This window comes from Nesterenkonia sp. CL21 (assembly GCF_031705515.1).
GTDB lineage: Bacteria > Actinomycetota > Actinomycetes > Actinomycetales > Micrococcaceae > Nesterenkonia > Nesterenkonia aethiopica.
Genome location: NZ_JAUTWR010000002.1, coordinates 14,881 through 38,934, shown reverse-complemented (window position 1 = coordinate 38,934; position 24,054 = coordinate 14,881). Strand labels below are relative to the sequence as shown.

Sequence of the window (24,054 nt, the reverse complement as noted above, 5' to 3'; positions counted from 1 at the left end):
CCCGATGCGCGCTCGATGCTGCACGCTGGATACCCTGGGGCCATGATCTCTTCGTCTCCTGATGCTCCCCGGGCGGCTGGCCGGATGACTTCGGCGCTGCGCCGTCTGGCGCCCCTGCTGATGGTTCCGGCCCTGCTGCTGAGCTCCTGCGCTTCGGGCGACGACGGCGGCGCCGGGGACGACGCTGACGGCACCGGTGGTGGGGCGAGCGGAGACGGGCAGAACCAGGACCAGCAGGAGCGGGACCAGCAGGAGCAGGACGCGCAAGAGCGTCGGGAGGCGTTCGCGGCCCGTGAGGCGGCCCTGGCCGGACCGGGAGACCAGCACCGTGATGCGGCGGCCGCGGCGGTCGCTGAGCTGAGCATCGACGAGCAGGCCGGGCAGGTGCTCGTGGGGGAGTACGGCGGCACCGATGCCTCCGGCATGGCAGGGCTCATCGAGGAGCTCCACCTGGCCGGCGCCATCGTGATGGGGGACAACGTTCCCCGCGGCGAGGACGGTGCGGACCTCGATGCCCTCGCCGGTGAATTGGACACCCTGCATCAGGCCGCCGTGTCCCGGGACTGGCCAGCGGTGGTCGCCGTGGACCAGGAGGGCGGCCTGGTGACACGGGTGGGGCACCCGCTGACGGAGTGGCCCGCGCCCATGGCGTATGGTGCCGCGCGCCTCGGAGCGCTGGACGGACAGCACTCGGACGAAGCCCCAGAGGAAGCCCCGGACGAGGCCGCAGAGGAGGCCGCAGTCGCCGGTCATGACGCCCTGGCGGCGCTGGGGCACCGGGCCATGGGGGAGGACCTGGCGGAGCTTGGTTTCACCATGGACTTCGCCCCGAATGCGGACGTCACCCTCGGCGCTGAGGATGTGGCCATCGGCTCCCGATCCTTCGGTGCTGACCCCCAGCTGGTGGCCGACCTGGCGCTCGCAGGGCTCCGCGGGCTCGCCGAGGGCGGTCTGGCCGGCTCGGCCAAGCACTTCCCCGGCCACGGTGGCGTCACCGAGGACTCCCACCTCACGCTGCCGGTCCAGCCTGCCGAGCTGAGCGAGTTGGAGGACCATGACTGGGCGCCCTTCCAGCAGGTGATCGAGGCCGGCGCCCCGATGATCATGATGGGGCACCTCGACGTCCCCGCCCTGGAGGCCGGGGTGCCGTCGTCGTTGTCGCCGGTGGCCTATGAGCGGCTGCGCGAGATGGGGCACGACGGCGTGATCGTCACCGACGCGCTGAACATGACCGCCGTGGTGGACCAGGCCGGTCCGGCCGAGGCGCCCGTGCGGGCCCTGGAGGCCGGTGCTGACCTGCTGCTGATGCCCTCGGATGTGCGCACCGCCCACGCGGCGATCGTCGACGCGGTGGAGTCGGGGCGGCTCGAGGAGGACCGGTTGACGGAGGCCGCCGAGCGGGTGGTCGCGCTGATGCTCTGGCAGCAGGATCTGGCTGCCGGGGAGCTCGACGCCGGCCCCGGCGTCGCCCTGCCGGAGGTCCTTCAGGGCCTCGAGGAGGAGGTCGAACAGGACGGCGGCGGGTACGCCGACCTGCCCAGCATCACGGGCGAGGACGCGGGCGAGGACGCTGGCGACGGCGCCGCCGAGGTCGCCGCCGCCGTCGCCCGTCACGCGGTGACGCTGGTCGCCGGCCAGTGCGAGGCCGATGTCCTGCAGGGTCCGGTGACGGTGGTCGGCGGACAGGAGCAGGACCGCGCGCGATTGGAGTCGGCGCTGCAGGCGGCCGGCCATCAGCTGGGCGCCGGAGGCGCCGTGATCGGCCTGGTGGCGCCGGGGGCGCCGCCGTCGCAGGGCGCCGACGTCGTGGTGGCCCTGGACCGTCCCGAGCCGCTGCGTCTGCACCCGGCCGAGACCCAGGTGGCCCTCTATGGACGCGGGGAGGAGAGCTTCGCGGCCCTCGTGGAGGTCCTGGCCGGCGCCCCGGCGCCGGGCGCCCTGCCGACGCCGGTGGGGGAGCACGAGGTCGGCCACTCGGTCTGCTGAGCCGCCGGAAGGTGTTGGCCGCCCGAAGCCTGGAGAGATAGATTCCTGACATGTCGCACGACGCAGTCCTCCTTCCTGAGCCCACCTTCATCGATGTCGACGGCGTCGCCGTTGCGACCTGGCTCCTGGAGCCCGATGGGCCGCCCCGTGGACCGGATGTGGTGCTCTGCCACGGTACGCCGTGGTCTGCGGCCGTGTGGAGCGCGGCGGCCCGTCACCTGGCGCGGCATCGGCGGGTGCGCCTGTGGGACATGCCTGGCTACGGCGCCTCCGCGAAGGAGGAACAGGTTCCGGTGGATCTGGGGTCGCAGATGCGCCGCTTCGCCCAGCTGCTGGACCGCTGGCGGCTCTCCGCGCCCTCGGTGATCGCTCATGACATCGGCGGCGCGGTCGCCCTCGGCGCGCACCTTCTGCACGGGCGGGACTATGCCTCCCTGCATCTCTGGGACATCGTCGCGCTGGAGCCGTGGGGCTCACCGTTCTTCCGCCTCGTCTCGGCCCATCAGGAGGTCTTCTCCCAGCTTCCGCCGGAGCTGCATGCCGCCCTGGTCCGCGAGTACATCGCCGGAGCCGCACGTCAGCCCCTGACTCCGGCTTGGGTGGAGATCCTCACCGAACCGTGGTTGGGCCCCACGGGTCAGGCGGCCTTCTACCGCCAGATCTCCCAGCTGCGGGTGGAGGACACCCGCCCGGTGGTCGACCGCCTGGGCGAGCTGCGCTGCCCGGTGCGCATCGGCTGGGGTGAGGACGACCCCTGGATCGCAGTCGAGCAGGCCCACCGGCTCCGTCGCGCCCTCCCCGGGGACCCGGAGACGACCACGCTCGCAGGCGTCGGACACTTGGGGCCGGTCGAATCTCCGGCGGCCATCCATCGGGAGCTGGACGCCTGGCTAGCTGAGCGCCTGACCTCACGCGGATGAGTCAGGCGCAGCGGAAGCCAGGCGCCTGATTCGACGGCAGCACCGGGCGTCGCACCGGCGCCTGAGACAAGCCCGGGACCTCAGACCGGCTCGACGACGGCGACCAGCCGCTGGTCGCCGACCCGCGTGATCACCAGGGTGCGGTGCCGGGGTCCGGCGGGCGGCAGATCCGCCGTCGCGGCGGTCCTCTCCCGTCCGTCCTTCCTGCGTCCGTTCTTGCCGCGCCCGTCCTGCCCGGCGAGGATCTGCTTGCGCAGCGTCTCCGGCACCACGTCCACCCCGCGCTTCTTGATCTCCACGCTGGTCACGCCGTGCTCCTGCACCCAGGCGCGCAGTCGCTTGACCTGGAACGGGAAGACCTCCACCACGCGGTGGCACCGGACGGCGGAGGTCGACGGCGGCGCGGCCCGGTCGGGGAGCACGAAGTAGGCGATGTGCTCGTCCAGCATGGCTCCGCCGAGCCGTTCGGCCAGATCGGAGACCAGCCCGGCGCGGATCACGGCGCCGTCAGGCTCACACAGCAGTCCGGAGAGCCCGTCCGGGCCCAGGGCCTCGGCGTCGGGGCGCTCGCCGAACTCAGCGGCGGAGGTCAGCTCCTCCATGGCGTCCGCGCTGCGGACAGCCGCCGCGCGTCGTACCCCGGGGCGCGCCAGTGCGTTGAACCACAGGACCACCTCCACCACGTGGCCGTCCACACTGACCCACTCGGCCTCGCAGTCGGCGGGGATGAGCTCATGCGGGATCCCCGGCCCCAGCTTCACGCCCAGGGGGATGCCAGTGGCGGCCAGCGAGGTCACGAAGCTCAGCGGCGGAGAGAAGGACTCCGGGTCCCATATGCGGCGCGAGGCGCCGTCGGCGCTGTGCCCGCGGCCCGCATCCCGGCGCGCCGGATCCAGCCACAGGCCCCAGCCGGCGGGGGCGCCGCCCGGACCGTCTGTCCTGTCTGCCCCGTCTGTCCTGTCTGTCCCGTCCGGCTCGTCGGGCTGGCCGATCGTCAGGCCCATCTCCGCGACGAAGGCCTCCGCGGTGGTGTGCCGGACCTCGGCCTCTGGGAACGGCGTGAGGTTCATCGTCGCCGCCGCGGCGGCATCCTCGTCGGCGTCGACGGCGATGACCTCCAGTCCCAGGGAGGCCAGTGCCAGCGCATCGCCTCCCAGGCCGCATCCCAGGTCTGCCACATGGGTGAGGCCCGCCTCGCGGAAGCGCCGGGCGTGACCCGCCGCCACGGGCAGTCGGGTGGCCTGCTGCAGCCCGTCCTGGGTGAACAGCATCCGGGCGGCGAAGTCACCGAACTTCGCTGCGGCGTCCCGGCGCAGGCGGGACTGCGTCAGTGCGGCGGCCACCAGCTCCGGCGAGTGGCCGGCGCGCCGCAGCTCGGTGTTGAGCCGGGCGGCGTCGTCGGCATCATAGGGCGGGAGCGAGTTCAGCAGCTCCCAGCCCTCGGGCGTCAGCAGCGGGGCGAGCGCAGAGGTCTCAGACATCTCCGCCAGCCTAGCCGGAGCCGCCCTCGAATGCTGGTCCGTCCGGTCCGACGAGGCTGTGGAGGGCTGCGATCCGTCATGGGGTCGTCACCAACTTGCAGCGCATTAGCCAAGTCGATAGGTTCTTATTTGCTTAGGCTGGGCTAAGTCATTCGGCGAAGGTAGGTGTGACCTCTTTCGCAGTCTGTGGTCCGACCCGCCGCCTCGCACCCGAGTCCATCACACACTCCACCACTGTCGGCCGCCCCGCACCGGCGCCGACCCGTGACCTTGAGGAAGGCCCCATGACCTCTGCTGAGACCACCAGCTCCACCTCCCGTGCCGCCGCCGGGCTGTCCGTGCTCGCCGTCGCCGCCCTGGCGCTGACCGCCTGCTCCGACGCATCCGCCGGGTCCGACGCCGGATCCGAGGCGGGATCCGACGCCGACGCGGCCTCGTCGTCACAGGGTGCCGGTGTCGTCACCATCGACGACGACCACGGCACCCATGAGATCGACGTGGACTCCATCGAGTCCGTCGGCGCGTTCGACAACCGCACCTTCCGCACGCTGGAGGACTTCGGCGTCGAGCTGACCGTCGCCGCCCGGGCTCTGATGGGCACCGGGATCACCGACTACGCCGACGACGAGGACATCCTCGACACCGGCAACCACCGTGAGCCCAACCTCGAGCTCATCGTCGCTGCGGAGCCGGACCTGGTCGTCACCGGGCAGCGCTACCAGCAGTACTACGACGACATCGCCGCCCTGCTGCCGGATGACAGCGTGATCCTCGAGTTCGACGAGGCCACCACCGACCCGGAGACATTCTTCGACGGGCTCATCGAAATGACCGAAAAGCTCGGCCAGGTATTCGAAGCCGAGGACGAGGCCGCCGAGCTCGTCGAGGGCCTGCAGGCCGCCATGGACCGGGTGGAGGCCGCCTACGACGGCGACTCCAGCGTGATGGGAGTGCTGACCTCCGGCGGGGACATCAACTACGCCGGCCCGAACCAGGGCCGCGGAGTGGCCCCGATCTTCCAGGAGTTCGACCTCGTCCCGGCACTGGAGGTCGACGACCAGTCCAGCGACCATGAGGGCGACGACATCTCCGTGGAGGCCATCGCCGATTCGAACCCGGACTGGATCATCGTCCTGGACCGCGACGGCATGGCCCCCGACGACCCCGAGTACACCCCGGCCGGCGAGCTGATCGCCGACTCCCCGGCGCTGCAGGAGGTCACTGCGGTGCAGGAGGACCAGATCGTCTACATGCCGCAGAACATGTACCTCACCGAGGACATCCAGGCCTACACCGAGTTCCTGGAGGACTTCGCCGACGCGCTCGAGGCCGCCCGGTGAGCGTCCTCGACGCCGACCGCTGAGCCGGTCGAGCCCCGGCCGTCTTCTCACGGGCGGGGCTCGGCCGTGCCCCTGCACCTGACCCACCCGGAAAGACATCATGACCTCCACGCTGCGGCAGGACATCGCCTACACGAGCCGCGACATCCTCGTCGACGAGCAGCGCTCCCGACGGCGCCCGTTGCTGACGCCGTCGTTCCTGCTCGCCGTCGTCGTCACCCTCGGCCTGCTGGCCGCCTCACTGCTGGTGGGGCAGTTCGACGTCTTTGCCGAGGGCAATTTCTGGATGTTCGGCATCACCCGCATCCCGCGGACCGTCGCGCTCGTGCTCGCCGGAGCCTCGATGGCCATGTGCGGGGTCATCATGCAGCTGCTGACACAGAACCGCTTCGTGGAGCCCACCACCACCGGGACCACCGAATGGGCAGGACTCGGTCTCATCCTGGTCATGTGGCTGGCCCCCACCGCCTCGTTGCTGGCCCGTATGTCCGCTGCCGTGGCGATGGCGTTCCTGGGCACCATGGTGTTCTTCCTGTTCCTGCGCCGGGTCTCGCTGAAGTCCAGCCTCATCGTGCCCATCATCGGGATCATGCTCGGGGCGGTGGTCAGCTCCTTCACCACCTATCTGGCACTGATGACCGACACCCTCCAGACGCTCGGCATCTGGTTCCAGGGATCCTTCACCGGCGTGATCCAGGGCCGCTATGAGCTGATGTGGATCGTGCTGGCCGTCACCGTGCTGGTGTTTCTGGTGGCCGATCAGTTCACCGCCGCCGGGCTCGGCAAGGACATGGCCACCAATGTGGGGCTGAACTACACGCTCGTGCTGTTCATGGGCACCGCCATGGTCGCCGTCGCCACCGGGGTCACCGCCACCGTGGTGGGGACCCTGCCGTTCCTGGGCCTGGTGGTGCCCAACATCGTCGCCCTGTTCCGCGGCGACGACCTGCGCAGCAACCTTCCCTGGGTGTGTCTGGTCGGGATCTCCACTGTGACCCTGTGCGACCTCATCGGCCGGCTCATCATCGCTCCCTTCGAGGTCCCCGTCTCCATGGTGCTGGGCCTGGTCGGTGGGATCGTGTTCATCGGGCTGCTGCTGAGGCAGCGCCGCAAGGGAGGACTCGTCACGTGATGCTCAAGACCGCGCAGGACGCGCCCGCGCAGAGGGGGACGCAGCAGACGCCGCAGCAGTCGCGCCGCTCCGGGCCCCTCACCGGCCGGCGGCACCGTCGGGTCTACGCACTGGTCACCGCCGTGCTGATCCTCATCTCGCTGGGCTCCACGGCCGGGATCCTGTTCTACAACAACCCCATGCCCGTGGGCTCCGACGGGTGGTGGCTCATCGCCGGGATGCGGCGGGACTCCCTGCTGACCATCGCCGTCGTCGCCCTGTGCCACGCCATAGCCACCATCGCCTTCCAGACGGCGGTCAACAACCGGATCATCACCCCCGGCATCATGGGCTTCGGCTCCCTCTACACCGCCATCCAGACCGGATTCGTCTACCTCTTCGGCATCACCGGGGTCGTCATGCTGGTGGGCGTTCCGCAGTTCTTCCTGCAGATGGCGGTCATGATGCTGCTGGCCACCGGCCTCTACACGTGGCTGCTGTCCGGGAAGTTCTCCAACATCCACATCATGCTGCTGGTGGGTGTGGTGCTCGGCGGCACGTTGGGTTCGCTGTCCACCTTCATGCAGCGGATGCTCACCCCCTCCGAGTTCGACGTGCTCACCGCACGGCTCTTCGGCAACCTCTCCAACGCCCGGGCTGAGTACCTGCCCTACGCGATCCCGATCGCGCTCGCCGTCGCCGTCGTGCTGTGGCTGTGGGCGCCGAAGCTCAACGTCATCGCGCTGGGGAAGGACAACGCCACCAACCTGGGCCTGAACCACAAGCGGGAGGTCATCAAGATCCTGCTGCTGGTCTCCATCCTGGTCTCCCTGGCCACCGCGCTGGTGGGTCCGATGATGTTCCTGGGCTTCCTCACCGCCGCCCTGGCCTACCAGTTCGGCGACACCTACTCGCACCGGCACCTCTTCCCGCTCGGGTTCCTGTGCGGCTACGCGGTCCTCTCCGCGAGCTACTTCGTCCTGCGCCACGTCTGGGACGCGGGGGGAGCGGTGACGGTGATCGTGGAGCTCGTCGGCGGGCTCGTCTTCCTGTTCTTCCTCCTGCGAAAGGGACGCCTGTGATCTCCCTGACCGATGTCAGCAAGGCCTACTCCTCGTCCGTGTCGATCGGGCCGGTCAGCGTCGACATCGACGCCGGCGGGATCACCGCCCTGGTGGGCCCCAACGGGGCGGGAAAGTCCACGATCCTCACGATGATCGGCCGGCTGCTGAGCCTGGACTCCGGGCGCATCGAGGTGGCCGGTCACGACGTCGTCAACACGCCCTCGAAGGCGATCGCGAAGATCATCTCCGTGCTGCGCCAGGAGAACCACTTCGTCACCCGGCTCACGGTGCGGCAGCTGGTCAGCTTCGGGCGCTTCCCCTATTCGAAGGGCAGGCTGACGCTGGGGGACGAGAAGTACATCTCCGAGGCGATCGACTTTCTGGACCTCACCGACCTGGAGGACCGGTATCTGGACCAGCTCTCCGGCGGGCAGCGGCAGCGGGCGTATGTAGCCATGGTGCTGGCGCAGAACACCGACTACGTGTTGCTGGACGAGCCGCTGAACAACCTGGACATGCAGCACGCGGTGGCGATGATGAAGCAGCTGCGCCGTGCTGCCGACGAGCTCGACCGGACCGTGGTCATCGTGCTGCACGACATCAACTTCGCCGCCCACTACTCGGACAGGATCCTGGCCATGAAGGACGGGCAGGTGGTGGAGCACGGCACTCCGGCCGAGATCATGCGCGACGACGTCCTGACCCGAGTGTTCAATACCGAGGTGCAGGTGGTGCAGGGACCGAACGGGCCCCTGGCGGTGTACTACTGAGCATCCCTCGGGCGCAGACGACGATGCCTCCGCGGTTCGGCCCTTGTCACGCGAGACCGCGTGTCATCAGGGCCCGAACCGCGGAGGCATCTGCCGTCTCGTCAGCTCATTCCGTCCCGGGGGTGTAGAGGGACTTGGTCTTCGTCTCCGGAGACAGCACCAGGGCGATCAGCGTGAGTGCCCCGAGCCCTGCCAGGTAGAGGCCGACGGCGTGGACTCCGTAGTTCTGGACCAGCCAGGTCGCGGCGAAGGGGGTCAGCGCCGCGCCCAGGATGGAGGAGGCGTTGTAGGCGACCCCGGAGCCGGTGTACCGGGTGTTCGTGGGGAACAGCTCCGGCAGGACGGCGGACATCGGTCCGAAGGTCAGGCCCATCAGGGCCATGCCCACGCTGAGGAACAGCAGCATCTGCCAGATGTTGAGGTCGTCGCCCGTGCCCATGGAGCCGGCGTCGAGCCAGATGCCGAACGTGGTCCCGAAGACCATGATCGCCGCGGTCACCGTGATGAGCATCGGTCGCCGTCCGAAGCGGTCGGCGAGGTGGCCGGCCACCGGCACGAACGCCGCGAAGAACAGGATCGCCAGCACCTGGAGGACGAGGAACGACTGGTAGTCGTAGTGGAGGCCGCCGGTGGCCGCGGAGCCGATGGCGTAGGACAGGACCCAGGTGGTCATGATGTAGAAGAGGCCGTAGGTGGCCAGCATGATGAACGTGCCGAGGATGATCTCCCACCAGTTCTTGCGGAACACCTCGCCGATGGGGGCCTTGACCCGCTCGTTGTTCTTCATCGCCCGGGCGAAGACCGGAGTCTCCTCGATGCGCAGTCGCACGTAGAGCCCGACGGCGACCATCACGATGGACAGGATGAACGGCAGACGCCAGCCCCACACCAGGAACGGGTCGGTGAGGTCGGTCGCGGTGGACTGATAGTCGAAGAGGGTGGCCAGCAGCAGGAAGAGGCCGTTGGCGAGGATGAAGCCGAAGGGGGCGCCCAGCTGCGGCCACATGGCGGCCTGGGCCCGCTTGCCGGGGCGTGCGGTCTCGGACGCCAGCAGGGCGGCGCCCGACCACTCCCCGCCCAGACCCAGACCCTGACAGAAACGCAGGATGGTCAGCATTGCGGGTGCCCAGATCCCGATCTGGTGGTATGTGGGCAGCAGTCCGATGATGAACGTGGCGATGCCCATGGTCAGCAGGGCGCCGACCAACGTGGCCTTGCGCCCCACGATGTCGCCGAAGTGGCCGAAGACGATGGAGCCGACGGGACGTGCCACGAAGGCGGCGCCGAAGGTGGCCATCGAGGCCAGCAGGGCGGTGCCTTCATCACCGAAGAAGAACAGCAGGGGGAAGATCGAGACGGCCGCCGTCGCATAGATGTAGAAGTCGTAGAACTCGATGGTGGTGCCGATGAGCGAGGCGAAGATGATCCGTCGGCGCGGCACCGTGCTGTTCGGATCGGAGGTGTCGTCGACGAGGCCGGACGCGGAGGCGGCGGAGCCATCCCTGGGACCGGCGGGTTCAGCCGGGTCCAGGTCAGGGCGAGTCGTGGTGGACATGGGACAGGTCTCCTCGGGGAGGTGAGTCGTGTGCGAAGGCATCGACACATTACGCCGGTCGGTGCGGTCCAGGTATAGCGCAACAGCAACTGTCCGCATGGTGAGATCCTGCCCCGGACGCACGATGACCCCGGAGGGATCGTCGGACGACGCGCACTGAGACGACGTCCGGCGACAATCCCTCCGGGGCCATCCCGGAGTGCGGCTGCTCAGCCCTCGATCGTGGCGAGCACCTCTCCCGCGCTCACCGAGGCGCCGGCCTCGGCCTTGAGCCCTTTGAGCTTGCCGGCCTTGTGGGCGGTCAGCGGCTGTTCCATCTTCATGGCCTCCAGCACCAGGATCAGGTCGCCCTCGGCCACCTTGTCCCCGTTCTTGGCGTGGACCTTCACGATGGTGCCCTGCATGGGCGAAGTCAGCTGGTCCCCGGAGGCGCCGGTGGCTGCGGCGGTGCGCTTGCGGCGTCGTTTCTTGCCCGCCTGGGTGGCGAGTTTGCCGGCCGCCAGAGAGGCAGGCAGTCCGACGGTGACGCGTTTGCCATTGACCTCCATGACCACGGAGGCGCGCTCCTCCTCGTGCTCGGGATCGGCGTGAGCGGCCAGCATGTTGAACGGCTGGATCGTGTTGTCGAACTCGGTCTCGATCCACCGGGTGTGCACCGAGAACGACGTCGGCGCCTTCCGGTGGCCGTGGCCGCCGTCGTGCTCGGCCAGCTCGGGGACGAACGCCGGATCCTCGAGGACCTGGCGGTGGAAGGGGATCACCGTGGGCATGCCCTCGACGGTCATCTCCGCCAGGGCGCGGCGGGCCCGCTGGACGGCCTGCTCCCGGGTGGCGCCGGTGACGATCAGCTTGGCGATCATGGAGTCGAAGGCCCCGGAGATCGTCTCCCCGGCGCGCACGCCGGAGTCCACGCGCACGCCCGGCCCGCTGGGCAGGTCGAAGCGCTCGAGCTTGCCGGGGGCGGGCATGAAGTTCCGTCCGGCGTCCTCGCCGTTGATGCGGAACTCGATACTGTGGCCGCGGACCTCCGGGTCGTCGTAGCCCAGCCGCTCGCCGCGGGCGATCCTGAACTGCTCTCGGACCAGGTCGATGCCGGTGACCTCTTCGGAGACCGGGTGCTCCACCTGCAGGCGGGTGTTGACCTCCAGGAAGCTGATGGTGCCGTCGCGGCCCACCAGGAACTCGCAGGTCCCGGCGCCGGTGTAGCCGGCCTCGCGGAGGATCGCCTTCGAGGCGCGGTAGAGCTGCCGGTTCTGCTGGCGGCTCAAGAACGGCGCGGGAGCCTCCTCCACGAGCTTCTGGTTGCGCCGCTGCAGGGAGCAGTCACGGGTGGAGACCACCACCACGGTGCCGTGCTCGTCGGCCAGGCACTGGGTCTCCACGTGCCGCGGCGCGTCCAGGTAGCGCTCGATGAAGCACTCGCCCCGCCCGAAGGCCGCGGTGGCCTCGCGGACGGCGGACTCGTAGAGCTCGGTGATCTCCTCATGCTCGCGGACCACCTTGATGCCGCGCCCGCCGCCGCCGTGGGCGGCCTTGATGGCGATGGGCAGGCCCTGCTTGTCCGCGAACCTGATGACCTCCTTGGCGTCCTTGACCGGCTGCTTGGTGCCGGGCGCCAGCGGGGCGCCGACCTTCTCGGCCAGCTGGCGGGCGGAGACCTTGTCGCCCAGCGTCTCGATGGCCTCGGGGGAGGGGCCGATCCAGGTCAGTCCGGCCAGGCGCACGGCACGGGCGAAGTCGGCGTTCTCGGAGAGGAAGCCGTAGCCGGGGTGCACGGCGTCCGCACCGGTGGCGCGGGCGGCCTCCAGGATCTTCTCGACCACCAGGTAGCTGTCCGCCGCGGTGGCTCCGCCCAGGGAGTAGGCCTCGTCGGCCATGGTGACGTGGACGGCGTCGCGGTCCGGGTCGGCGTAGACGGCGACGGTCGACAGCCCCTCGTCACGGGCCGCACGGATCACCCGCACCGCGATCTCCCCGCGGTTGGCGATCAGCACCTTGCTGAACTGGGTCATGGTCTCTTCTGCACTCCTGGTAGTCGGGGTGGACGCTGCGAATTCTTCATCTGGTGGCCGATTCTGACGGCATCTGTCCGGCGACACGCCGCCGCATCGCCGGAGATCCCGTCATCCTCGGCCGCTCGACACGGGAGGGGCCTCAGGCGCCAGCTGGGCGCGCAGCCGGGCCAGCGCGGCGGGCGAGACGCCGATGACCGACTCGCGGTCGCCGTCGACGTGCTCGATGAACTTCGCGGCCGCGCCCTCCAGGGTGAAGGCCCCCGCGCAGTGCAGGGGCTCCCCGGACTCGGCGTAGTCGCGGATCTGCTCATCGGTGGGCCGGCCGAAGGTGATGCGGGTGGAGACGGTCTCGCCGGCGGCCTTCAGCTCGCCGTCGTGGCCGGGCTTCTGGCCCAGCCAGCTGGAGCCGGTGGTGCGTGTGGCGCTCGAGGCGTCCACCAGCCAGTGGCCGGTGTGCAGGATGCCGGTGGCGCCCCGCATCTGCCGCCAGCGCTGCACCGCCACCTCCACCTCATAGGGCTTGCCGTAGGCGACGCCGTCGAGCTCGAAGACGGAGTCGCAGCCCAGCACCAGAGCGCCGCGGGCCGCGCCTCGGGAGGCGACGTCCTCGGCCTTGGTGCGGGCCAGCAGCAGCGCTTCCTCGGCGGGGGTCAGCGGTCCGAGCGCCTCGACGGCGGAGGCCACGACGGCGGGCTCGTCCACCTCGGAGACGACGACCTCGAAGTCGAGGCCGGCCTCCTCGAGGATCTGTCGGCGGCTCGGGGAGGCGGAGGCGAGGATCAGTCGGGGAGTCTTGTCATGATGTGCGCTCACCGGGTCACCTCAGTCCTGCCGCGTGCTGCCAGGAGTCCGTGCCGGGGCGGCCCCACAGGCCCAGATGGCGGCGCCGCTGCAGAGTACGGTCCCGCGGGCCGGTCCCTCCGGCGTCGGCGTCCTCCACGGGCTCCGCGGTGGCGAGGCGCCCGACGACGGCGGCCACCGCGGCGAGCTCCTCGGCGCCCAGCGGGGTGCCGGTGAGCTGCAGGACGGGTGTCTCCGGGGAGTCCCCCTCGGTCGGGTCCTGGGTGGTCTCGGTCATCGGCGTCGCCTCCTTCCTGGACGTCGGGCCCGGCGGGGCCCAGCGGCGGTCTCGGTGCTGCAGGTGCTGCAGGTGCGGCGGGTCACAGCGGGATGTTGCCGTGCTTCTTGGCCGGCCGTGCCTCCCGCTTGTGGAAGGTCGCCCGCAACGCCTTGGTGACCTGCCAGCGCGTCTCGGCCGGCTCGATGACGGCGTCGATGTAGCCCAGCTCGGCGGACTGGTAGGGGTTGAGCAGCTCGGTCTCGTAGTCGTCGATGAGCTCGGCGCGCCGGGCCTCGACGTCTCCGCCTTCCTTCTCCACGGCGGCCAGCTCCCGACGGTGCAGGATGTTGACCGCACCCTGGGCGCCCATCACACCGATCTGCGCGGTGGGCCAGGCGAGATTCACATCGGCGCCGAGCTTCTTGGAGCCCATGACGATGTAGGCCCCGCCGAAGGCCTTGCGGGTGATCACCGTGATCTTGGGGACGGTGGCCTCGGCGTAGGCGTAGAGCAGCTTGGCCCCGCGGCGGATGATGCCGTTGAACTCCTGGTCGGTGCCGGGAAGGAAGCCGGGCACGTCCACCAGGGTGAGGATCGGGATGTTGAACGCGTCGCAGAAGCGGACGAAGCGGGCGGCCTTCTCGCTGGCCGCGATGTCCAGGGTTCCGGCGAACTGGGAGGGCTGGTTGGCGACGACGCCGACGCTGCGGCCCTCCACCCGGCCCAGTCCGATCACCACGTTGGGGGCGTAGAGGGCCTGCAGCTCCAGGAAGTGGCCGTCGTCGAGGATCTGCTCGATGACGACGTGCATGTCATAGGGCTGATTGGCGGAGTCGGGGATGAGGGTGTTCAGGGCCTCGTCCTCGGCCTCGATCTTCGCCCGCTCCTCGGTCGGCTCCACCGGGGCTTCGGCGAGGTTGTTCAACGGCAGGAACTCCAGCAGCTCCTTGACGAACTCGAGGGCGTCCTCCTCGTCGGAGGCCAGGTAGGCGGCGGTGCCGGTGGTGGTGTTGTGCTGTCGCGCCCCGCCGAGGGTCTCCATGTCCACGTCCTCGCCGGTGACCGACTTGATGACGTCGGGGCCGGTGATGAACATGTGGGAGGACTTGTCCACCATGATCACGAAGTCGGTCAGCGCCGGGGAGTAGGCCGCCCCGCCGGCCGAGGGGCCCATGATCAGGGTGATCTGGGGAACCACGCCGGAGGAGTGGACGTTGTTCCGGAAGATGTCGGCGAACATGGCCAGGGAGGCCACGCCCTCCTGGATGCGGGCGCCGCCGCCGTCGTTGATGCCGATCACCGGGCATCCGTTGCGGGCGGCGAACTCCTGGACCTTGACGATCTTCTCCCCGTTGACCGCGGAGAGGGAGCCGCCGAAGACGGTGAAGTCCTGGGAGTAGACGGCGACCAGACGACCGTCGATGGTGCCGTAGCCGGAGACGACGCCGTCGCCGAGCAGCTTCTTCTTCTCCATGCCGAAGGAGGTGGAGCGGTGCACGGCCAGGGCGTCGAGCTCCACGAAGGAGTCGGGGTCCAGCAGCATCTCGATGCGCTCGCGGGCGGTGTGCTTGCCGCGGGAGTGCTGCTTCTCCACGGCGGCCTCCCCGGCGGGGGCGTGGGTCTGGTCCCGACGGCGGCGGAACTCGGCCAGCTTCCCGGCGGTGGTCGACAGGTCGTGCTCCGCGCCCGGCCTCGGGGCGGTGCGGCCGTCGGTGCTGGCGCTGGCGTCAGTGCGGGGGGAGGTGCTCATCGTCCGTGGGGAACCCTTTTCTCCGGCGGTCGGGTGGACGGCGGCGCTGCGGGACGCGCGGGGCGTCACGGGGGTCGCTGCCAGATCCTTGAGGAACTCTACAATCCAGCGGCCAGTCTAGCCCGGGGCAGGGGTCTGACGACTGTAGGAACCCTACAAGGCTGGCCCGGGGGTCGGATGTCGATGTGACGCAGATGACAGAAGGGGGTTACTCATGAGTAGAATTGAGGGCATGACTGAGCCAGCAGCACCCACCCCCGCCACGACGCCCACCCAGCTGATCGGCCCCCGGGATCTCCACGGCGCCCGCGTGCTGATGTCCGGCGGAAGCCGCGGCATCGGGCACGCCATCGCCGTCGCGCTCGCCGGGCGCGGTGCCCACATCGCCATGCTCGCCAAGACCGACACCCCGCATCCCAAGCTCGCCGGCACCGTCCGCACCGCCGTGGCCGACGTCGAGGCCGCCGGAGGTCGCGGCCTGGCGATCGTCGGGGATCTGCGCGAGGACGCCGACGTGCTCCGCGCCGTGGACACCACGGTCAGCGAGTTCGGTGGCGTGGACATCGTCATCAACAACGCGTCGGCCATCGATCTGTCCACCACCGAGGCCCTGGACATGAAGCGCTACGACCTGATGCACGACATCAACGTCCGCGGCACCTTCCACCTGTCCAAGACGGCGATGCCGCATCTGCGTCAGGCCGCCGCCGACGGCCGCCACGCGCAGATCCTCACCCTGTCTCCGCCGCTGACCGGCGCCGACGGGCGCCTGGACCCGCAGTGGTTCGGCCGCCACCTGGGCTACACGATGGCCAAGTACGGCATGTCCATGACGACCGCCGGCCTGGCTCAGGAGCTGGCCGCCGACGGCGTGGACGTGAACTCCCTGTGGCCCGCCACCCTCATCGACACCGCGGCCATCCGGGCGATGCCCGGAGGGGAGGAGATGATCCGTTCGGCCCGCACCCCGGGAGTGGTCGCGGATGCGGCGCTCGCGCTGCTCTCCGGTGCCGCCGGACGCCGCACCGGAGAATTCCTCACCGACGAGAAGGTGCTGGCCGCCGCGGGCGTGGAGGACCTCTCCGACTACGCTGTGGAGCACGGGCGCGAGCTCATCCCGGACATCTTCCTCTGAGCCGCTGACCTCCGGTCGCTCCGGCCGGGTCTCGGCGCCCGGTCATCAGGTGCCCTCCTACGGCACCGCGCAGCTGCAGGAGGCGGAGGAGCCGCATGACACAGGACAGCACAGGAAGCACAGCGAGCACCGAGGCCCTCGGCGGCACAGTGAACACCGGCGGCGAGCAGCAGCCGACGACGGCGTCGCCCCTGGACACCGCGTGGCTGCGTCAGCAGCTGGTCGCCGAGGGCCCGTACTCCCGGCTGCGGGTGGTCGAGGCTGTCGACTCCACCAACCTGCAGCTCTCTCGGGCGGCCGGGGAGCCGGGCTTCGCCGAGACCTGGCCGCATCTCTCCGTGCTCACCGCGGAGGAGCAGACGGGGGCCACCGGTCGGCTCGGCCGCGGCTGGTCCTCGCCTCCGCGGACCTCGCTGTCCACCTCCGTGGTGCTGCGTCCGGGACGCGACGGCGTCGACCCCACGCGCCAGCTGCCCTGGATCTCTTTGGTGGCCGGCCTGAGCCTCGTAGAGGTTCTCCGGGAGCGCCACGGCATCCCGGCGCAGCTGAAATGGCCCAACGACGTGCACATCGACGGGCGCAAGATCTCCGGAATCCTGGCGGTGCTGGCGCCCGTCCCTGCGGGCGCCGCCGGTGGGGTGACCGTGGTGCTGGGGATCGGGATCAACGTGCTGCTGCGCGCCGAGGACCTGCCGACGCCGACGTCCACCTCGGTGCTGCTGGAGCTGGATCGACTGGGCGAGGGACGGGCGTCGGCGGCCGGGGCGGGGTCGCCCGACCTCGCGACGCTGCGCACCGAGGTGCTCGCCGCACTGTTGGAGCGTCTGGCGCAGAACCTCGCCGACCTGGAGGGCGTTGCGGCCCGCGGCTCCGTGCGGGACAGTGCGCTGGGTGCCCGCGTGCAGGAGGTCATGGACACCCTCGGCCAGGAGGTGCGTGTGGAGCTGCCCGGTGGGGGAGCCGAAAGCGGCACCGCGGTCGGGCTGCAGGACGACGGCTCCCTGCAGGTGGAGGTCACCCGGCGTCGGAGCGCGCCGGAGGCGCCGTGGGAGGCGGTGGAGGGCTCGGCGGCGCAGCGGCGACGGCCTTTCTCCGCCGGAGACGTCATCCACCTGCGGCGGGCGCAGGCCTGAGACCCACGGGTAGACTGGCCGCGGACCTCGCCGGACCGGCGGCACAGGTCTGACCTGATCAGAGCGGAGGACGAGGGCACGCGATGAAGCTGAAGCTCGTGGACGGCGAACAGGTCGTCGTGCGCACACGCGCTCATCTTCGTGCGCTGATCCCGGCCCTGGTGAACCTGCTCGTCACGGTCACCGTGATGAGCTTCCTCCTCGGCTACGTGTCCCGCGGTTCGCAGCCGGAGTTCATCCGGTACTACAGCCACATCGGGGTGTTCCTGATCTGGGTGGCCGGCGGTCTGGTCCTGGTGCTCGGTACGCTCCGCCCCCTGCTGCGGTGGGCGCTGCGGCACACCTACCTCACCACGTTGCGGGTGGTGCAGAAGAACATCCTCGGCGCCCCTCAGCCGGTGGTGGTGCCGCTGGGGCTGATGTCCGAGGTGCAGCTGAAGCAGTCGCGGCTGCAGGCCGTCCAGGGAGCCGGCGATCTGGTGCTGCTGCACGGCGCCTACGGTCAGCAGCAGCGCACGGTGCTGACAGACATGCCGGACGTCGAGCACTTCCACACGGTCATGGCCGAGGAGCTGAGCACCTACCGGCAGGCCGCCGCCCGGCAGCACGCCGCCCAGCAGTCCCCCCATCCTCAGGGGCACTCCTCCCCGCCGGGCACTGCGGCGCCCCGGCAGCAGCCACGATTCGGACAGTCTCCGGGACAGGCGGTGTGACCATGGTCGATGAGTCTCGAGACGAGTCCGCCCGGCGTCAGACCGGTCCCCAGGAGAGCCCGGCCGAGCATGGGCGGCTCGCCTGGGAGCGGGCCCGCCGGCGCGGCTTCGGCGCCCCGGAAGGCGATTCCGGAGACGCGTCCACGCCCCCGGAGGGACCCCCCGCCGAGGACGTCGACGCGGATCCCGGGGCCCACAGTCTGACCGGTGAGACCGGGGAGATCGACCGCGACGCCGTCGGGTACACCGACGAGCAGCTCGCCGCCGCCCGGTCCGACTGGTCCGACTTCCCGTCCCCGCGGCCCGTCACCACGCCGAGCCTGCACACCGGAGAGATCGCCCTGCCCCGCCCCGCGGCGGCCGTGCCCGGTGGGGTGCGGCGCGCGCCCGGGGACTCACCCGCCGCCACTGCCCCCACGCCTCCAGCTCCCCCTGCTCCGGACGCCGGCCCACACAGTTCTGGTGAGGGCGGAGCTGGTGAGGGACGTGCCCGGGAGGGCGATCCGTCGTCCGAGCCGGCGCCGGTGGCGCACACCCCGCATGACCCCGGAGACGAGAGGTCGGGACGTCCCGCGGGCCGGACCCGCGCTGAGGCCCGTTCGGCCGCACGGTCAGCGGCCTCAGCGGCCTCGGCCCCCTCGGCCCCGGCGGGTGCCGCGGCGTCGTCGTCGGGATCCGCGCCGGACGGCTGGGAGCGGGCGCCGGAGACTGCTGCGATCCCGATCCCCACGGTGGAGCAGCAGGACTGGCACCGCGGCATCCGGGACCTGGAACGCCGGCTGCTCGGTGCCGAGCGCACCCTGACCTACCAGGAGATGGCCCGCGAGCTCGGCGTCTCCACCCACGCCGCCCGCAAGCTGTGGCGCGCCCTGGGTTTCCCCAACCTGGACGACGACGTCAAGGCGTTCACCGACGCCGACGTCGAGGCGCTGTCCACGATGATCTCGCTGGTGCGCGACGGCCACCTCAACGAGGAGACCGCGATCTCGCTGACCCGTTCGGTGGGCCAGATGACCGACCGCATGGTGGTCTGGCAGATCGAGGCGCTGGTGGAGGACAAGATCGCCAACCAGCAGCTCTCCGACGCCACGGCACGGACCCAGGTGGTGGAGACCCTGCCGGAGCTGATCGCGCCGATCGAGAGCCTCATGAGCTACGCCTGGCGCCGGCAGCTCTCCGCGGCGCTGCAGCGGCTCACTGTGCGAGTGGAGTCCGGGCTGGCCGCCACTGCCCAGGGCCGGGACGGCTCCGAGCACGACTCTCCGCTGCCGCTGGCCCGTGCCGTCGGCTTCGCGGACCTCGTCTCCTACACCTCGCTGTCCCGCACCATGAACGAACGCACTCTGGCGCAGACCGTGCAGCGTTTCGAGTCCCGCTGCGCGGAGATCATCTCCATCGGCGGCGGTCGGCTCGTCAAGACCGTCGGCGACGAAGTCCTGTTCAACGCCGAGACCCCGGAGGCCGGTGCGGAGATCGCACTGGCCCTGGCCGAGACGATCGCCGCCGACGACGTCCTGCCCCAGGCCCGGGTGTCCGTGGTCTGGGGGCGCGTGCTGTCCCGGATGGGCGACATCTATGGGCCCACCGTGAACCTCGCGGCCCGGCTCACGGCCCTGGCCGATCCCGGCACCATCCTGGTGGACTCCGTCACGGCCCGGGCTCTGGAGTCCGAGGACGACTACCTGCTGGTCCCGCAGCCGCCGCGGATCGTGCGCGGGTTCGGGGAGGTGCAGCCGCACATGCTGCTGCGCGCCGGCGGCACGGGGATCGTCCTGGAGAACTCCTGAGCTCTCGTCGCGGCTGTGGAACGTGACCTCATCGTGACATGATGGTCTGGTGACCCGGCGCACCCTCGCGCCGCACGGATCTCCCGCACCCACTGACCGAAGGGCACCAGACGACCATGGACGACGAGCAGCAGCCGCGCCCGGACCACGGGCTCTACCTGGACTACGGGTACGGCTCGCACGTCGGTCTGCGCCGTGAGCTCAACGAGGACTCGTCGGTGGTCACCGACTCGCTGTTCGCCGTCGCGGACGGCATGGGTGGCCACGAGGCCGGCGAGGTGGCCTCCGCCCTGGCGGTGCAGGCGCTCGCCGAGGGCTGGGACGCCGCTCCGGGGCCGATCACCCGGGTGGAGCTGCAGGCCTGCCTGGACGACGCCGACGAGCGGATCCGCGAGGCCACCGACGCCAAGGCCGGCACCACGCTGACCGGCGCGGTGCTGGTGGAGGCCGGCCAGCGGCTGCAGTGGCTGGTGTTCAACATCGGTGACTCGCGCACCTATCTGCACCAGGACGGGCGGCTGCGTCAGCTGACCCGCGATCACTCGCAGGTCCAGGAGATGTTCGAGTCCGGGATGATCACCGCCGAGGAGCTCCGCGACCACCCGAACCGCAACGTCATCACCCGCGCCCTCGGTGCCGGCGACCTGTTCAGCGGCGACTACACGATGGCGCCGGTGGAGGCCGGCCAGCGGCTGCTGATCTGCTCCGACGGGCTCACCGGAGAGCTGACCGACCAGCAGATCGCCGACATCCTCGACGCCGGACGCTCCCCCCAGGACACCGTGGACTGGCTGATCCACCAGGCGCTGCGCGAAGGCGGCCGGGACAACGTCACCGTGATCGTGGTGGATGTCCGCGAGGGCTGAATCCCGCGGATCCTGCTCGCGGATCCGGAAGGTGCCGCACCGCGCGACTCATCCGCGCACCGATCCCATCGCGGCGACCACCACCAGTCCCATGCCCAGCAGCGCATGGACCGAGAGCTGCTGGCCGAGCAGGAGGAATCCGGCGCCCGCCGCGATCGCCGGGGCCAGGGCCAGCAGGATCGCGAAGGCGCTGGGCGGCAGCCGCCGCAGCGCCAGCATCTCCAACGCATAGGGCACCGTGGAGGACAGCAGCGCCACCCCCAGGCCGATCAGCAGGATGTGCGGCTGGAACAGCGCGGAACCGCTGGTGACGACGGCGACGGGCGCGACCGCCAGCCCGCCGACGGTCATGCCCAGGGTCAGACCGATCAGTCCGGTGAACTCCTGACCGGTGCGCCTGGTCATCATGATGTAGGCGGCCCACAGCGCCGCGGCCAGCAGAGCGAAGACCACGCCGACGGGATCCAGCTCCGTGGCGGGGTCCCAGCCGATCATCGCGACGCCGGCGAAGGCGGTCCCGGCCCACAGTGCGCTGAGCCACCGGCGTGACGCGAGGACGCTCAGGGTGAGCGGCCCCAGGATCTCCAGGGTGACCGTGGTGCCCAGCGGCAGGCGATCCAGCGCCAGGTAGAAGGCGATGTTCATACCGGCCAGCACGAGTCCGTACCCGGCGGCCACGCCCCAGGACCGGGCGGACAGGCCGCGGACCCGGGGCCGGACCAGGGCCCACAGGACGCCGGCGGAGAGCACCAGGCGCAGGGCCACCATGCCCACAGGCCCCGCAGCGGGGAAGACGAGGACCGCCAGGGCCGCCCCCACCTGCTGACAGCCGAGCCCGAGGAGCACCAGCAGGCTGCCCTGGGCGCGTCGTGCGCCGTCGTCGGCAGGTCCGGAAGTCATGGCTCCATCCTCGTCGCCGGGCGGCGCGGGGTCGAGCGGCCACGCATGGGGCCTGCCGTGGCCGAGGTCTCGTGGCTCGGATGCGCGGGGCCTCTGATCATGTCCGGGGGAGGTCATAGACTGGTGCGCGTGACCGAGACTGCTGACCGCGACGCCGTCGAGCCCGCTCCCGAACCCACCGCAGAGCCCGCCTCAGCGCCGTCGGCCGAGCCATCCGCTCCGCCGACGGCGCTGCGTGAGGAGTACGAGCAGCTCGTGGAGGAGGTGCGTCGCCATCGGGTGGCGTACTACCAGGAGGACGCCCCGCTGATCTCTGACGCGGAGTTCGATGAGCTCTACTCCCGGCTGCAGCGCATTGAGGCCGAGCATCCGGAGATCGTCTCGGCGGACTCACCCACGCAGGAGGTCGGCGGCGAGGTCTCCGAGGCGTTCTCCCCGGTCACCCATCTGCAGCGCATGTATTCCCTGGAGGACGTCTTCTCCCGCTCCGAGCTGCGCGCCTGGTATGACCGCGCCGTCGCCTCTCTGGCCGAGGTGCGCCCCGACGCGACGCCCACCTGGCTCACCGAGGTCAAGATCGACGGGCTGGCCATCAACCTGCTCTACCGGGAGGGCCGCCTGGTCCGCGCGGCCACCCGAGGCGACGGCACCACCGGCGAGGACGTCACCCACAACGTGCTGACCATCGAGGACATCCCGCAGCGGCTCTCCGGTGAGGGTCACCCTGCGGAGCTGGAGGTCCGCGGAGAGATCTTCATGCCCACCGAGCAGTTCCACGCCTTCAACGAGCGGCTCACCGCCGCCGGGAAGCCGCCGCTGGCGAACCCCCGCAACGCCGCGGCGGGCTCGCTGCGGCAGAAGGACCCCGCCAAGACCGCCGAGCGCCCGCTGAGCATGTTCGTCCACGGACTCGGCGCCCGAGAGGGCCTCGACCTGGGCTCGCAGCATGAGGCCTATGAGCTGCTGGCCTCCTGGGGCCTGCCGGTCAGTCCCTACACGAAGCTGCTGCGCAGCTATGAGGACATCGAGGCCTACCTGGACGAGCACCAGTCCAGGCGCCACGAGCTGGTCCATGAGATCGACGGCGTCGTGATCAAGGTGGACGACTTCGACCAGCAGCGCGCGCTGGGCCACACCTCGCGGGTCCCGCGCTGGGCGGCCGCCTACAAGTACCCGCCGGAGGAGGTCCACACGCGCCTGGTGGACATCCAGGTGCAGGTGGGCCGCACCGGCCGGGTCACGCCCTTCGCCGTGCTGGAGCCCCAGAAGGTCGCCGGCTCAGTGGTCTCCCGCGCCACTCTGCACAATCAGGACGTGGTCCGGGCCAAGGGCGTGCTGATCGGCGACGACGTGATCGTGCGCAAGGCCGGCGACGTCATCCCTGAGGTGCTGGGTCCGGTGCTTCCCTCCCGCGAGGGACGGGAGGAGGAGCTCCACGAGTTCGTCTTCCCGGTGAAGTGCCCGGCCTGCGGGACCGAGCTGCGTCCCGCGAAGGAGGGCGACGTCGATTATCGCTGTCCTAATGCGGAGTCGTGTCCCGCCCAGCTGGCCGAACGGGTCATCCACGTCGGCTCCCGGGGCGCCCTGGACATCGAGGGCCTCGGAGAGGAGGGCGGTCGTGCGCTGACGGATCCGGACTTCCGCCGCCCGGACCTCCCCGAGCTGGTCAGCCGCGAGGCCGTCGCAGAGTCGGGGGTCACGGTGACCTTCGGCGAGGACGGGATGCCGGAGCCCCAGACGCCGGTGCTGCGCAACGAGGCCGATCTCTTCCACCTCTCCCCGGAGGACCTCAAGGACGTCTACGTCTGGCGGGAGGAGCGGCACTACGACGCCGCCTCGCGCACGTGGACGAAGACCGGACTGTGGACCGTGGAGCGGTACTTCGCCAAGCAGGACGGGGATCCCAACGACCGTTGCCGCACGCTGTTCTCCGAGCTGGAGAAGGCCAAGGAGCAGCCGCTGTGGCGTGTGCTGGTGGCGCTGTCCATCCGGCACGTCGGCCCCACGGCCTCGCGGGCCCTGGCCGCCGCCTACGGCTCGCTGGAGAAGGTCCAGGCCGCCGACGAGGAGGAGCTCGCCGGCATCGACGGAGTGGGCCCCACCATCGCGGCGGCGGTGCACGAGTGGTTCTCGCTGGACTGGCACCGGCGGATCGTGGAGCGTTGGGCGGAGGCCGGGGTCCGCATGGTCGACGACGTCGACGAGGAGACGCCGCGCACCCTCGAAGGCCTGACGGTGGTGGTCACCGGCAGTCTGGAGAACTGGTCCCGGGACGAGTCCAAAGAGGCGATCATCGCCCGCGGAGGCCGGGCCGCCGGCTCCGTGTCGAAGAAGACCGCCTACGTCGTGGCCGGGGCCAACGCCGGCTCCAAGCTGGACAAGGCCGCATCGCTGGGGGTGCCGGTGCTGGACGAGGAGCAGTTCGGCGTCCTGCTGCAGAGGGGGCCCGAGGGCCTCGAGTCCTGAGG

19 protein-coding genes are annotated in these 24,054 nt (G+C 70.5%); 12 read left to right on the top strand and 7 right to left on the bottom strand.

The window, feature by feature from the left end; all coding sequences use genetic code 11:
* Positions 1-42: 42 nt before the first annotated feature.
* The gene (locus Q7C18_RS05065) at positions 43-1,986 is read left to right on the top strand and encodes a glycoside hydrolase family 3 N-terminal domain-containing protein (RefSeq protein WP_311024478.1); all 1,944 of its coding nucleotides are present in this window, start codon (positions 43-45) and stop codon (positions 1,984-1,986) included.
* A gap of 50 nt (positions 1,987-2,036) precedes the next feature.
* Positions 2,037-2,906 (top strand): alpha/beta hydrolase, encoded by an 870-nt coding sequence (locus tag Q7C18_RS05060; RefSeq protein ID WP_311024477.1) that lies wholly within the window; start codon positions 2,037-2,039, stop codon positions 2,904-2,906.
* Positions 2,907-2,986: 80 nt separating this feature from the next.
* On the opposite strand, the gene Q7C18_RS05055 is transcribed toward Q7C18_RS05060, so the two are convergent.
* Positions 2,987-4,387, bottom strand: a complete 1,401-nt coding sequence (locus Q7C18_RS05055) for a THUMP-like domain-containing protein (protein WP_311024476.1) — start codon at positions 4,385-4,387, stop codon at positions 2,987-2,989.
* Between the two features lie 284 nt (positions 4,388-4,671).
* Here Q7C18_RS05055 and Q7C18_RS05050 point away from each other — a divergent pair, with 284 nt between their 5' ends.
* From Q7C18_RS05050 to Q7C18_RS05035, 4 genes are all read left to right on the top strand, one after another.
* Positions 4,672-5,727 (top strand): ABC transporter substrate-binding protein, encoded by a 1,056-nt coding sequence (locus tag Q7C18_RS05050; RefSeq protein WP_311024475.1) that lies wholly within the window; start codon positions 4,672-4,674, stop codon positions 5,725-5,727.
* A gap of 100 nt (positions 5,728-5,827) precedes the next feature.
* Positions 5,828-6,859, top strand: a complete 1,032-nt coding sequence (locus tag Q7C18_RS05045; protein WP_083277414.1) for an ABC transporter permease — start codon at positions 5,828-5,830, stop codon at positions 6,857-6,859.
* Positions 6,859-7,920: an iron chelate uptake ABC transporter family permease subunit gene (locus tag Q7C18_RS05040; RefSeq protein ID WP_311024697.1), complete on the top strand. Its 1,062-nt coding sequence runs from the start codon at positions 6,859-6,861 to the stop codon at positions 7,918-7,920. The genes Q7C18_RS05045 and Q7C18_RS05040 overlap by 1 nt, the downstream gene beginning before the upstream one ends.
* A complete protein-coding gene (locus Q7C18_RS05035; protein ID WP_311024474.1) occupies positions 7,917-8,672 on the top strand; it encodes an ATP-binding cassette domain-containing protein in 756 nt (251 codons plus the stop codon). The genes Q7C18_RS05040 and Q7C18_RS05035 overlap by 4 nt, the downstream gene beginning before the upstream one ends.
* Before the next feature lie 106 nt (positions 8,673-8,778).
* Here Q7C18_RS05035 and Q7C18_RS05030 read toward each other — a convergent pair whose 3' ends face one another.
* From Q7C18_RS05030 to Q7C18_RS05010, 5 genes are all read right to left on the bottom strand, one after another.
* On the bottom strand, positions 8,779-10,227 hold the full coding sequence (locus tag Q7C18_RS05030) for an MFS transporter (RefSeq protein WP_311024473.1): 1,449 nt from the start codon (positions 10,225-10,227) through the stop codon (positions 8,779-8,781).
* A gap of 209 nt (positions 10,228-10,436) precedes the next feature.
* Positions 10,437-12,239 (bottom strand): biotin carboxylase N-terminal domain-containing protein, encoded by a 1,803-nt coding sequence (locus Q7C18_RS05025; RefSeq protein ID WP_311024472.1) that lies wholly within the window; start codon positions 12,237-12,239, stop codon positions 10,437-10,439.
* A gap of 111 nt (positions 12,240-12,350) precedes the next feature.
* The gene (locus Q7C18_RS05020; protein WP_311024471.1) at positions 12,351-13,055 is read right to left on the bottom strand and encodes a nucleoside triphosphate pyrophosphatase; all 705 of its coding nucleotides are present in this window, start codon (positions 13,053-13,055) and stop codon (positions 12,351-12,353) included.
* A gap of 4 nt (positions 13,056-13,059) precedes the next feature.
* On the bottom strand, positions 13,060-13,320 hold the full coding sequence (locus tag Q7C18_RS05015) for a hypothetical protein (protein WP_070159430.1): 261 nt from the start codon (positions 13,318-13,320) through the stop codon (positions 13,060-13,062).
* A gap of 82 nt (positions 13,321-13,402) precedes the next feature.
* Positions 13,403-15,052 carry an acyl-CoA carboxylase subunit beta gene (locus Q7C18_RS05010; RefSeq protein WP_311024470.1) on the bottom strand — a complete coding sequence of 550 codons (1,650 nt, stop codon included), beginning with the start codon at positions 15,050-15,052 and terminating at the stop codon, positions 13,403-13,405.
* 232 nt (positions 15,053-15,284) lie between these two features.
* On the opposite strand from Q7C18_RS05010, the gene Q7C18_RS05005 reads away from it, so the two are divergent.
* From Q7C18_RS05005 to Q7C18_RS04985, 5 genes are all read left to right on the top strand, one after another.
* Entirely contained in the window at positions 15,285-16,187 is a 903-nt protein-coding gene (locus Q7C18_RS05005) for an SDR family oxidoreductase (protein WP_311024469.1), read from the top strand.
* 95 nt (positions 16,188-16,282) lie between these two features.
* On the top strand, positions 16,283-17,320 hold the full coding sequence (locus tag Q7C18_RS05000) for a biotin--[acetyl-CoA-carboxylase] ligase (protein ID WP_311024468.1): 1,038 nt from the start codon (positions 16,283-16,285) through the stop codon (positions 17,318-17,320).
* Between the two features lie 83 nt (positions 17,321-17,403).
* Entirely contained in the window at positions 17,404-18,033 is a 630-nt protein-coding gene (locus Q7C18_RS04995) for a hypothetical protein (RefSeq protein WP_070159435.1), read from the top strand.
* A gap of 716 nt (positions 18,034-18,749) precedes the next feature.
* Positions 18,750-19,820, top strand: coding sequence for an adenylate/guanylate cyclase domain-containing protein (locus Q7C18_RS04990; RefSeq protein ID WP_311024696.1), 1,071 nt, complete (start codon positions 18,750-18,752; stop codon positions 19,818-19,820).
* Positions 19,821-19,936: 116 nt separating this feature from the next.
* Positions 19,937-20,686, top strand: coding sequence for a protein phosphatase 2C domain-containing protein (locus Q7C18_RS04985; protein ID WP_311024467.1), 750 nt, complete (start codon positions 19,937-19,939; stop codon positions 20,684-20,686).
* 48 nt (positions 20,687-20,734) lie between these two features.
* On the opposite strand, the gene Q7C18_RS04980 is transcribed toward Q7C18_RS04985, so the two are convergent.
* Complete coding sequence (locus Q7C18_RS04980; protein ID WP_070162285.1) at positions 20,735-21,586, bottom strand: DMT family transporter; 852 nt, start codon at positions 21,584-21,586, stop codon at positions 20,735-20,737.
* Between the two features lie 129 nt (positions 21,587-21,715).
* Between Q7C18_RS04980 and ligA the strand changes: the two genes are divergently transcribed.
* Positions 21,716-24,052 (top strand): NAD-dependent DNA ligase LigA, encoded by a 2,337-nt coding sequence (ligA, locus tag Q7C18_RS04975; protein ID WP_311024466.1) that lies wholly within the window; start codon positions 21,716-21,718, stop codon positions 24,050-24,052.
* Positions 24,053-24,054 lie beyond the last annotated feature (2 nt).

What these genes read in the sequence shown, in the direction of transcription:
- Q7C18_RS05060 (WP_311024477.1), top strand. Translation starts at nt 2,037, where the DNA reads ATGTCGCACGACGCAGTCCTCCTTCCTGAGCCCACCTTCATCGATGTC.
- Q7C18_RS05010 (WP_311024470.1), bottom strand. Translation starts at nt 15,052, where the DNA reads ATGAGCACCTCCCCCCGCACTGACGCCAGCGCCAGCACCGACGGCCGC.
- Q7C18_RS04980 (WP_070162285.1), bottom strand. Translation starts at nt 21,586, where the DNA reads ATGACTTCCGGACCTGCCGACGACGGCGCACGACGCGCCCAGGGCAGC.
- Q7C18_RS05015 (WP_070159430.1), bottom strand. Translation starts at nt 13,320, where the DNA reads ATGACCGAGACCACCCAGGACCCGACCGAGGGGGACTCCCCGGAGACA.
- Q7C18_RS05065 (WP_311024478.1), top strand. Translation starts at nt 43, where the DNA reads ATGATCTCTTCGTCTCCTGATGCTCCCCGGGCGGCTGGCCGGATGACT.
- Q7C18_RS05055 (WP_311024476.1), bottom strand. Translation starts at nt 4,387, where the DNA reads ATGTCTGAGACCTCTGCGCTCGCCCCGCTGCTGACGCCCGAGGGCTGG.
- Q7C18_RS05030 (WP_311024473.1), bottom strand. Translation starts at nt 10,227, where the DNA reads ATGTCCACCACGACTCGCCCTGACCTGGACCCGGCTGAACCCGCCGGT.
- Q7C18_RS05045 (WP_083277414.1), top strand. Translation starts at nt 5,828, where the DNA reads ATGACCTCCACGCTGCGGCAGGACATCGCCTACACGAGCCGCGACATC.
- Q7C18_RS05050 (WP_311024475.1), top strand. Translation starts at nt 4,672, where the DNA reads ATGACCTCTGCTGAGACCACCAGCTCCACCTCCCGTGCCGCCGCCGGG.
- Q7C18_RS05000 (WP_311024468.1), top strand. Translation starts at nt 16,283, where the DNA reads ATGACACAGGACAGCACAGGAAGCACAGCGAGCACCGAGGCCCTCGGC.
- Q7C18_RS05025 (WP_311024472.1), bottom strand. Translation starts at nt 12,239, where the DNA reads ATGACCCAGTTCAGCAAGGTGCTGATCGCCAACCGCGGGGAGATCGCG.
- Q7C18_RS05040 (WP_311024697.1), top strand. Translation starts at nt 6,859, where the DNA reads ATGCTCAAGACCGCGCAGGACGCGCCCGCGCAGAGGGGGACGCAGCAG.
- Q7C18_RS04985 (WP_311024467.1), top strand. Translation starts at nt 19,937, where the DNA reads ATGGACGACGAGCAGCAGCCGCGCCCGGACCACGGGCTCTACCTGGAC.
- Q7C18_RS04995 (WP_070159435.1), top strand. Translation starts at nt 17,404, where the DNA reads ATGAAGCTGAAGCTCGTGGACGGCGAACAGGTCGTCGTGCGCACACGC.
- Q7C18_RS05005 (WP_311024469.1), top strand. Translation starts at nt 15,285, where the DNA reads ATGACTGAGCCAGCAGCACCCACCCCCGCCACGACGCCCACCCAGCTG.